The organism is Janthinobacterium sp. UMAB-56, from assembly GCF_900095265.1.
GTDB lineage: Bacteria > Pseudomonadota > Gammaproteobacteria > Burkholderiales > Burkholderiaceae_D > Janthinobacterium.
In genome coordinates, this window is the sequence record NZ_LT607651.1 from 541,691 (window position 1) to 550,591 (window position 8,901).

At 65.0% G+C, this 8,901-nt stretch carries 11 protein-coding genes; 1 reads left to right on the plus strand and 10 read right to left on the minus strand.

Going from position 1 to position 8,901, the window contains the following annotated elements; genetic code table 11:
• Positions 1-59: 59 nt before the first annotated feature.
• From K0F85_RS02545 to K0F85_RS02560, 4 genes are all read right to left on the minus strand, one after another.
• On the minus strand, positions 60-1,010 hold the full coding sequence (locus tag K0F85_RS02545) for an alpha/beta hydrolase (protein ID WP_219114396.1): 951 nt from the start codon (positions 1,008-1,010) through the stop codon (positions 60-62).
• A gap of 12 nt (positions 1,011-1,022) precedes the next feature.
• Positions 1,023-1,679, minus strand: coding sequence for an SdpI family protein (locus tag K0F85_RS02550; protein ID WP_257572472.1), 657 nt, complete (start codon positions 1,677-1,679; stop codon positions 1,023-1,025).
• A complete protein-coding gene (locus K0F85_RS02555) occupies positions 1,676-1,960 on the minus strand; it encodes an autorepressor SdpR family transcription factor (protein WP_219114397.1) in 285 nt (94 codons plus the stop codon). The genes K0F85_RS02550 and K0F85_RS02555 overlap by 4 nt, the downstream gene beginning before the upstream one ends.
• 136 nt (positions 1,961-2,096) lie before the next feature.
• Positions 2,097-2,591 carry a DUF3224 domain-containing protein gene (locus tag K0F85_RS02560; protein ID WP_257572473.1) on the minus strand — a complete coding sequence of 165 codons (495 nt, stop codon included), beginning with the start codon at positions 2,589-2,591 and terminating at the stop codon, positions 2,097-2,099.
• A 56-nt stretch (positions 2,592-2,647) separates the two neighbouring features.
• Between K0F85_RS02560 and K0F85_RS02565 the strand changes: the two genes are divergently transcribed.
• Positions 2,648-3,490: a helix-turn-helix domain-containing protein gene (locus K0F85_RS02565; protein ID WP_257572474.1), complete on the plus strand. Its 843-nt coding sequence runs from the start codon at positions 2,648-2,650 to the stop codon at positions 3,488-3,490.
• On the opposite strand, the gene denD is transcribed toward K0F85_RS02565, so the two are convergent.
• The 6 genes from denD to K0F85_RS28510 all read right to left on the minus strand — a co-directional run.
• On the minus strand, positions 3,487-4,464 hold the full coding sequence (gene denD / locus K0F85_RS02570) for a D-erythronate dehydrogenase (RefSeq protein WP_219114398.1): 978 nt from the start codon (positions 4,462-4,464) through the stop codon (positions 3,487-3,489). The genes K0F85_RS02565 and denD overlap by 4 nt on opposite strands.
• Before the next feature lie 11 nt (positions 4,465-4,475).
• Positions 4,476-5,267 carry a 2-oxo-tetronate isomerase gene (gene otnI, locus K0F85_RS02575; protein ID WP_219114399.1) on the minus strand — a complete coding sequence of 264 codons (792 nt, stop codon included), beginning with the start codon at positions 5,265-5,267 and terminating at the stop codon, positions 4,476-4,478.
• Between the two features lie 20 nt (positions 5,268-5,287).
• Positions 5,288-5,932, minus strand: a complete 645-nt coding sequence (gene otnC, locus K0F85_RS02580; protein WP_219114400.1) for a 3-oxo-tetronate 4-phosphate decarboxylase — start codon at positions 5,930-5,932, stop codon at positions 5,288-5,290.
• The gene (gene otnK, locus K0F85_RS02585; RefSeq protein ID WP_219114401.1) at positions 5,929-7,230 is read right to left on the minus strand and encodes a 3-oxo-tetronate kinase; all 1,302 of its coding nucleotides are present in this window, start codon (positions 7,228-7,230) and stop codon (positions 5,929-5,931) included. The genes otnC and otnK overlap by 4 nt, the downstream gene beginning before the upstream one ends.
• Before the next feature lie 21 nt (positions 7,231-7,251).
• Positions 7,252-8,154: an L-threonate dehydrogenase gene (ltnD, locus tag K0F85_RS02590; protein WP_374198636.1), complete on the minus strand. Its 903-nt coding sequence runs from the start codon at positions 8,152-8,154 to the stop codon at positions 7,252-7,254.
• A gap of 13 nt (positions 8,155-8,167) precedes the next feature.
• Positions 8,168-8,901: MFS transporter (locus K0F85_RS28510; RefSeq protein ID WP_257572475.1), on the minus strand; the 734-nt coding region annotated here is incomplete at its 5' end.

The window sequence follows — 8,901 nt, forward strand, 5'->3', positions numbered from 1 at the left end:
CAATGGTGCCCGATGGCGGCGTTTCACGCCGAATCCGGCTTGCCCGGCCTCCCCGGCTTTCAATGGTCCTGAACAAACGCCGTCACCGCGTCGACCAGCGCAGGTGCCAGTGGCAACGTGGCATCGCCATACGACGGCATTTGCTGCGCCTGGTCGCCATTGACCAGTTTCAGCACATGGTTCATGCCGGGCACGATCAGCAACTGCGCCGTCGGCGCGGCCGCCGCCAGTGCCTGCGCGTCGGCCACCGACACCTGCAGGTCGGTCGTCCCCTGCACGATCAGCAGCGGCATGCGCAGCGCGGCCACCGCACCGCGCGGCGAATACTTGAGCGAGGAGATAAGGTAAGGCTGCACCGAAGGCCGGTACAGCGACAGCAAGGCTGGCGGCACGTCCTTTGCCAGCTCACCGTGCCTGAGCGAGACCAGGATGCGTTCGTTCTGCACATACAACTCCGGCGGCAGGCGCGGCTTCAATTGCACGCGCAAGATGTCATCGAGCGTGCTGCCCGCGCCGGCGATCGAGATGCAGGCATCGGCAGGCGCCCTCTGACAAGCGACCGCGCCGATCAATGCGCCTTCGCTATGGCCGGCCATCACGATGCCCGAAAAGCGTGGATCAGCGCGCAACTGCCGCAGCCACGCCGTGGCGTCGTCGATATAGTGGTCGAAACGCAGATCAGCCTCGCTCAGCCCGGCCTGCGCGCTGGCGCCGATGCCGCGCTTGTCATAGCGCAGCGAGGCGATGCCGGCGCGCGCCAAGGCATCGGCCAGCATGCGCAGCGCATCATTGTGGCCCTGCAGCATGGCGCTGTTGCCATTCCGGTCAGTCGGACCGGAGCCGGCATGCAGCAGCACCACCGGCACCTTGCCATCCACCGTCGGCAACGACAGCGTGCCGTGCAATACGCCGCCAGTCACCGCCAGCGTCACCTCCTGTTCGCCACCGGTGGCGGCGCGTCCCGACAAGCACACCATCAAGACCAGCATTGCCGACGTCCATCGCAACATTATTTCCTCCTGTCAGTGCATTTCAACTTGGTTCTTGTCCAGCCGTTTGTATTGCAGCAAGGAGTACAGGATGACCAGCGGGACCCAGGCCAGGGCCAGCACCGACAGCAGCCAGCCTGGCGCGCCCAGAGCCAGTGCGACCAGCCCCAGCAGACCGCTACCCACCATCAGCCTGCCTGCCAGCCGGTGCGTGGCGTACCAGACGCGCTCGCTGGCCAGCGTCCACGGCGTGCGGATGCCGAGATAGAAATTGCGGCGCAACTTGCCCATCGGATTGCCCGCCAGCACCAGCATCACCAACAGCCCGGCAGGCACCGCGCGCGATATCGGTACCGCCATGCCCACGGCACTGGCGAGCACCAGGCCATGCACATACGCAAGCAGGCCCTGCACGACAAGGAAGCTGTAGTAAAAGGTTGGCGCGAACGGCTCCACCTCGAAACGGCGCGGCGACAGCCCGGGCAGCATCAGGGCCATCAACAGCATGAAGGCCATCAGGCCCGGCCCCAGCAGCCACAGCACCGCGCGCGGAGCGTAACCGTCCGCCTCGCCGTGGTAGTTCCAGTGCACGGCCACCACCTCGGGCAGCTGCGGCCAGGCGTACAGGGTGGCAGCACTGACGGCCGCGATCAGCAACAGGCTCAGGGCGATAAAGCGCGCTTTCATCATTTTCTCTCCTTGTGGTCGGTATCGGTCAGGTCCAGCATCCAGGCCAGCACATCCTGCAGCACGGTGGTGTTGAGGCCATACCAGATGGCCTGACCTTCGCGCCGGCGCGTGATCAGATCGGCATCCGTCAGCACCGAAAAATGATGCGACATGGTCGGCTTGCTCATGTCGAAATGGGCGGCCAGGTCGCCGGCCGTCATTTCACCGGCGCGCAGCAAGCGCAGGATTTCTCGCCGCGCAGGGTCCGCAATCGCCTTGAAGGCGCTATTGGTGGCATTCATATTTAGATGAACATCTATTTAGACAGTCGTCTAAATATAGAGGCAAGTGCGGCACGGGTCAAGCTACTTCAGCGCCCGTCCCAACAAGAAAGCGGCCGGTTGGCGATGCCCGGCGCCACGCTCAGATCCAGCCCCCCTACTCCGGCAGCGAATAATCGATGTCGTAGAAATGCTGGCCGTTTTCAATGCGGATGGCCAGCGTCCCGCTGATGCCCGTCAACTGCCCCGTACCGGAATGCGGCACGATCTCGATGGACAGTGCCTGCTGGCCATCGGCCATGGTGCCCGCATGCTGCGCCACGAAGCTGCCTTGCCTGCCCTGCAGCGTGCCCGTGATGGCTTCCATGGCGACATAGCCGGCCGCGCCTTTGGTGTCGGTGACGGCATTGAGCATCTCGCCCTTGGCCGTGGCGACCAGGTCGCCGGCATAGACTTTGTCGAGCAGCACCCTGCCCAAGGTCGTGCGCCCAGCGCGTTGTGGCGCCGTGGCCGGTGTCATGGTGATACTAAAGCTTCCTGTAGCGTGCACATGCATGCGATGATCCCCCTGTGTAGACGAGGCGGCGCCGGCTGGCGCCACCGATAGACAATATGCGGCCAGCAACAGGCCCGGCAAGCTGTGTGATTTCATGATTCCCCTTCCATCCATGCGAGAGCACCAGCTTAAGGCCGCACAGGAGACAAATATTGGATAAAACCGACAGCACGCGCAATGTGCTCGCCGCGCGCGGGCTGGCACCGAAAGGCATCGTCGACCCGCAGGCAGCGGCGCGCCGCATACGCCTGGCGACCTATCCGCCGGCGAGCGCACTGGCGCCGTTTGTCGAGTATTTCTGGGTCGTGGAATGGGACAGGCGGGGCCACGCTCCGGAGACGCAGCGCGTGCTGCCCTACCCGAACGCCCACCTGGTTTTCGACGCCGGCCGCAGCGCCATCCATGGCGTGGTGCGCGGCGCCTTCGAGCGGCCTTTGATCGGCGCGGGCAAGGTGTTGGGCGTGCGTTTCGCGCCGGGCGGCCTGCGCCCGTTCATCAAGCAGTCACTGTCATCGTTCACCGACACCACCATCGCCGCCGATGCCCTGCTGGACATGCCGGCAGCAGAAGCCGAGCTACAAGTGCTGGCACAAACAGACGATATGGGCATGGTGGCGCAAGCGCAGGCACTGCTGCTGGCAAGGCGGCCGCAGATCGATGACGCCGCCCTGCTGGCCGCCAGGCTGACTGCCGCGGCGGCAGCCCACAACGGCCCGGCGAGCGTGGCGCAGCTGTGCGAAAAAATGGCCATCGGCGAACGCCGGCTGCAGCGCCTGTTCGCCAACTACGTGGGCGTGCCGCCGAAGTGGGTCATCCAGCGCTACCGCTTGCAGGAGGCGATCTGGCGCCTGGCACAGCCTGATGCGCCCGAACTGGCCAGCCTGGCGCATGCACTGGGCTTTTTTGACCAGGCCCATTTCAGTCGCAGTTTTACGCAACTGGTGGGCAGCACGCCGCTCGACTATCGCCGCTCGCAGCTGGCAAAGTCGGTCTAAGCAGCCGCGTTGACGTCGTCCATGTAGGCGCGGATGATGGCGGCGAAATTCGCATCCGCCGTCAAGCCCAGCGCTTCGGCCCGTGCCGTGTCCCAGGCGCCGGGCCAGCTCTTGACGATGCGCTCGACGGCCGGATCGGGCGCGTAGCTGATGCGGGCAGCCGCTTCGCTGCCCGCCACTTGCCCCAGCGCGGCGATCATCTCGCCCACGCTGACGCTCAAGCCAGGCAAGTTCACCGTGCGACTGGCGCCAAACATCTCGCCTGCCAATTCATGGCCAGCGATCAGGGACGCGATGGCGCCGCGCGGCGACAGCAGCCACAATCGCAAGTCGGTGGCCACGGGGCAGATGGCGGCTTCGCCATTCAGGGGCTCGCGGATGATGCCGCTGGCAAAAGACGACGCTGCCTTGTTCGGTTTTCCGGGCCGCACACTGATGGTCGGCAGGCGCAGCACGCGGCCATCGACAAAGCCGCGGCGGCTGTAATCGTTGAGCAGCAATTCGCCGATGGCCTTTTGCGCGCCGTACGACGACTGGGGATTGAGGGCCGTCGTGTCCTGCACTACGTCCGGCAGTTGGCCGCCATATACGGCCACGGAACTGGTAAACACGACCTTCGGCCTGTGCCCCAGTTCGCGGCAGATATCGAGCAGCAAACGCGACGCGTCCAGGTTGATGCGCATGCCCAGCTCGAAATCGGCTTCCGCCTGGCCGCTGACGATGGCGGCCAGGTGGAAAATCGACGTTATCTGCGTGTCGATGGTCGCGCGCATCAGGGCGCCGTCGGCGATATCGCCCGTGACCACCTTGACCCTGGCATCGTTGAAATCATGTGCGGCCACCACGTCGACCAATACCAGCTCGCTGATCGTTTGCAACTGGCCGCAGCTGTCCGTCAGCTGGCCTTGCACCAGCAACTGGCGCGCCAGGCGCTGTCCGAGGAAGCCGGCGCCGCCGGTGATCAATACTTTCATATGCTATCTCCTTATGTAGTCGAATGTTGCAGGTAGGGCGCGAGCCAGCCCAGGCCATCTTCGGTGCGCCCGCGCGGACGGTACTCGCAGCCTATCCAGCCGTCGTAGCCCAGTTCATCGAGCAGGGTGTACAGAAACGGGTAATTGACTTCGCCATCGTCCGGCTCATTGCGCGCCGGGACGCTGGCGATCTGCACGTGGCCGATGCCGTCGAAGTTATTCCTGAACGTCATGGCGATATCGCCCTCGACGATCTGCGTGTGGTAAAAATCCATCTGCACCTTGACGTTGGGCGCGCCCGACTCCAGGCGCAGCGCATGGCCCTGCGCCTGCGTGACGAGGAAGTAGCCGGGCATGTCGCGCCCGTTGATCGGTTCGATCAAGAGTTCGATGCCATGCTCGCCCACGGCAGTCGCCGCGTACTTCAAATTGGCCAGGTAGGTGGCGCGGTGCAAGGCGAGGTCGGCGCCGACGGGCAGCAGTCCCGCCATCATGTGCACGCGCGGCGTGTCCAGCGCCAGCGCATACTCGATGGCGCGCGCCACGCCAGCGCGGAATTCTTCTTCCCGGCCAGGCAGCGAAGCAATGCCCCGTTCACCGGCCGCCCAGTCGCCCGGCGGCAAATTGAACAGCACATTGTGCAGCTTGTTTTCGCGCAGCCAGCCAGCCACTTCCTGCGGCGCGTAATCGTAAGGAAACAGGAATTCGACGCCCTGGAAACCCGCTTGCGCTGCGGCGGCAAAGCGCTGCGGGAAAGGCACTTCGTTGAACATCATGGTCAGGTTGGCGGCAAAGCGGGGCATGCGGTATCTCCTTGAGTATCTTATCGTTCGAGTTTGAAGGTGTGCTCCAGATCAGCAATCTGCTCCGCGTCGAGCGGGCGCGTGGGCACGTCGCGCAGCAGCAGGAACAGCTTGGCCGTCTCTTCCAGTTCCTCGGCCGCATACACGGCCGCTTCCAGGCTGGTGCCCGAGACCACGGGACCGTGATTGGCCAGCAGCACGGCCGAGTGCTTGCGCGCCATGGCGCCAATCGCCCCCGCCAGCGCCGGGTCGCCGGGCCGGTGATACGGCACCAGGGGCAGGCGTCCCACCTTCATCACGAAATATGGCGTCAGCGGCGGGATGCAATCGTCATGGTTCAAGCCGCACATGCACGATACGGCCGCCGAATGCGTCGAATGCAAGTGCACGATGGCGCCCGCGCTGCCCCGTTTTTCATACATGGCGCGGTGCAGAAATGCTTCCTTCGATGGCGGCGCGCCGCTGAGCAAGTTGCCGTCCCAATCGAGCTTGGACAATTGCGCCGGATCGAGCCGCCCCAGGCTGGCATTCGTCGGCGTCAGCAGCCAGCCATCGGACAGGCGCACGCTCAGGTTGCCGCTACTGCCGGCCGTCAGGCCCCGTTCGAACAGCGACTTGCCGAAGTCGACGATCAGCTCGCGCTGGCGCGATTCGGTGCTGCTCATGCCAGCACCTGCCAGGCCTTGCTGAAGAAATCGAGCGTGCCGAAATTGCCGGACTTGAGGGCCAGCAGCAGGGGTGCCCTGCCATCGTCGCCCGGCGCCGCCAAGGCTTGCGTCCACGGCACGCCCGGGTCGATCTCGGGGCCGATGCGCAAGCCCGCCAGACCCAGCGCCTTGACGACCGCGCCCGAGGTTTCGCCGCCGGCCACGATCAGCTGGCCCACGCCGAGGCGTACCAGCCCTTGCGCGATGGCGGCCAGGGTTTCCTCGACAAGGGCACCGGCACGCTCCACGCCCAACTGCGCCTGCACGGCGCGCACCGCGTCCGGCGTGGCCGTGGCATAGATCAAAACAGGACCTTGCGCCAGGTGCGCGCCAGCCCAGACCAAGGCCTGCGCCACCACGGCATCGACCACCTCGCCGCCAGCGGCCAGTTCAAGCGGGTCGACGTGGAATGACGGCGCACGCTCGCGCAGGTGCGCCACCTGCTGCTGCGTGGCCACCGAACAGCTGCCCGAGATGACGGCGCGCAAACCCGTCGGTAGCGGCAAACGTCCCGCCTGGCCCGCAAGCGAGGGCGACAACTGCCCCCGCTGGCGGAAATTTTGCGGCAGTCCCAGCGCGATGCCGGAGCCGCCCGTGATCAGTTTCAAGTCCGCGCAGGCGGCGCCGATGGCTTCCAGGTCGCGGTTCGACACGGCATCGACAACGGCGAAACGGCAGCCTTGCGCGCGCAAGTCCGTCAAGCGCTGGGCGATGGCGGCGGCGCCCTTCTCCACCACGGAGAAATCGGCCAGGCCCACTTTGGACGTCACCTGCTGCTGCAGCACGCGCACCAGGCTCGAATCGGTCATCGGCGTCAGGGGATGCTCGCGCATGCCTGACTCGGCCAGCGGCACGTCGCCGACGAACAGATTGCCCTTGTAGATGGTGCGGCCGTTGGCGGGAAACGCCGGGCAGGCAATCGTGAAGTCCGTGTCGAGCGCCCGCATCAGCGCCTCGGCCACGGGACCGATATTGCCGCGTGGCGTGGAGTCGAACGTGGAGCAGTACTTGAAGTAAAACTGCTTGCATCCCGCTTGCTGCAGCCACGCCAGCGCGGCCAGCGATTCGGCCACCGCTTCTTGCGGCGCATTCGTGCGCGACTTGAGCGCGATGACAACAGCATCGACATCGGCTGGCGGCGGACCTTGCGGCACCCCGATCAGCTGCACCGTGCGCATGCCGGCCTTGACCAGCATGCCTGCCAGGTCGGTGCCGCCCGTGAAATCGTCGGCAATACATCCCAGTAATACAGTCATGATTATTCCTTCCTTGATTCTTTACGCCTTGGCCGGCAGATCGATGCCCGGGAAAAGCTTGATGACGGCGGCATCGTCCTCGCCGCCAAAACCGGCCGCCGACGCCTGCATGAACATTTGGTGCGCCGTGGCCGACAGCGGCAACGGGAAGACGCTTTTTTTCGCGTAATCGAGCACGATGCCGAGGTCTTTCACAAAAATATTCACGGCCGACAGCGGCGTGTAGTCGCCCTTCAAAATGTGCGGCACGCGGTTCTGGAACATCCAGGAACTGCCGGCGCTGTTCGAAATGACTTCGTACAGCGCTTCCGGATCGCAACCGGCGCGCAAGCCCAGCGCCATCGCTTCGGCGGCGGCGGCGATGTGCACGCCAGCCAGCAGCTGGTTGATCATCTTGACTTTCGAACCCTGCCCCGGCTGTTCGCCCAGGCGATACAGCCTGGCGCAAATGGCATCAAAAATGCCAGTGCAGGCGTCGAAGGCATCGGGCGCTCCTGCGGCCATCACCGACATTTCGCCGGCAGCCGCCTTGGCCGCACCGCCGGAAATGGGCGCATCGATGAAGCGCAGTCCCATGGCCGCCAGGCGCACGCCGAGGGCCTCGGCAAACTCCGGCGCCACGGTGGCGCAGGCGATCACCACGCTGCCAGGTGCCAGGGCACTGGCAGCGCCGTGTTCGCCAAACAGCACGGCTTCCGTCTGCTGCGCATTGACGACGACGATCAGCAAGGCTTGTACCTGCGCCGCCAGCGCGGCCGGCGATTGCGCCGCATGGGCGCCCAGCTCCGCCAGCTTTTGCACGGTCTCGGGCCGCACGTCGCAGGCATGCACTTCAAGGCCGGCACGCAACAGTGATTGCGCGATGCCCATGCCCATGGCCCCCAGGCCGATCACGCCTACTTTTTCGATTGTTGCCGTCATTATTTGCTCCCTTTGTTTATTTGTTCACCAGCTTGGCCGGCACCCGCATGATGATGAAGGCGCCCAACACCAGGATGCCGGCCAGCAGGTAGATGGCGATGTCGGTCGACTGCGTCATATCCTTGATGGAACCAATCATGTACGGCGCCGCGAAGCCGGCCAGGTTGCCCACCGAATTGATGGCGGCGATGCCGGCGGCGGCCGAGACGCCGCCGAGAAAAGCCGTCGGCAAGCTCCAGAACATGGGCGAGGCTGCGAGGATGCCGCCAGCGGCGATGGTCAGGAAAAAGATGGCCCAGCCCGTGTTGTGGGCGCCGGCCAGCGCGCTGCAGACGATGGCAGCGGCGCCGACCACCAGCGGGATGGCCATGTGCCAGCGGCGTTCGCGGTATTTGTCCGAGCTGCGGCCCAGCAGTATCATCGACGCCACGGCCACCGAGTACGGAATTGCCGTGAACAGGCCGATATTGAGCACGCCCGTCACGCCGGCCGCCTTGATCAGGCTGGGCAGCCAGAAGGTCAGCGAATACTGGCCCATCACGCAGCAGAAATAGATCAGGGCCATGAGCCAGATACGCGGATCGGCGAACATGGCGCGGATCGACGGGTGGGATACCTTGCCCTGCGCCTCGGTGGCGATACGCTGCTCGAGGATGACTTTCTCATCTTCCGTCAGCCACTTCGCGGCGCGGATGCTGTTGTCCAGGTACAGCAGCACGGCCACGCCCATCAGCGCGGCGGGAATCGCTT

Coding starts and splice junctions, on each gene's coding strand:
- K0F85_RS02545 (WP_219114396.1), bottom strand. CDS start 1,010: ATGTTGCGATGGACGTCGGCAATGCTGGTCTTGATGGTGTGCTTGTCG.
- K0F85_RS02550 (WP_257572472.1), bottom strand. CDS start 1,679: ATGATGAAAGCGCGCTTTATCGCCCTGAGCCTGTTGCTGATCGCGGCC.
- K0F85_RS02555 (WP_219114397.1), bottom strand. CDS start 1,960: ATGAATGCCACCAATAGCGCCTTCAAGGCGATTGCGGACCCTGCGCGG.
- K0F85_RS02560 (WP_257572473.1), bottom strand. CDS start 2,591: ATGAAATCACACAGCTTGCCGGGCCTGTTGCTGGCCGCATATTGTCTA.
- denD (WP_219114398.1), bottom strand. CDS start 4,464: ATGAAAGTATTGATCACCGGCGGCGCCGGCTTCCTCGGACAGCGCCTG.
- otnI (WP_219114399.1), bottom strand. CDS start 5,267: ATGCCCCGCTTTGCCGCCAACCTGACCATGATGTTCAACGAAGTGCCT.
- otnC (WP_219114400.1), bottom strand. CDS start 5,932: ATGAGCAGCACCGAATCGCGCCAGCGCGAGCTGATCGTCGACTTCGGC.
- otnK (WP_219114401.1), bottom strand. CDS start 7,230: ATGACTGTATTACTGGGATGTATTGCCGACGATTTCACGGGCGGCACC.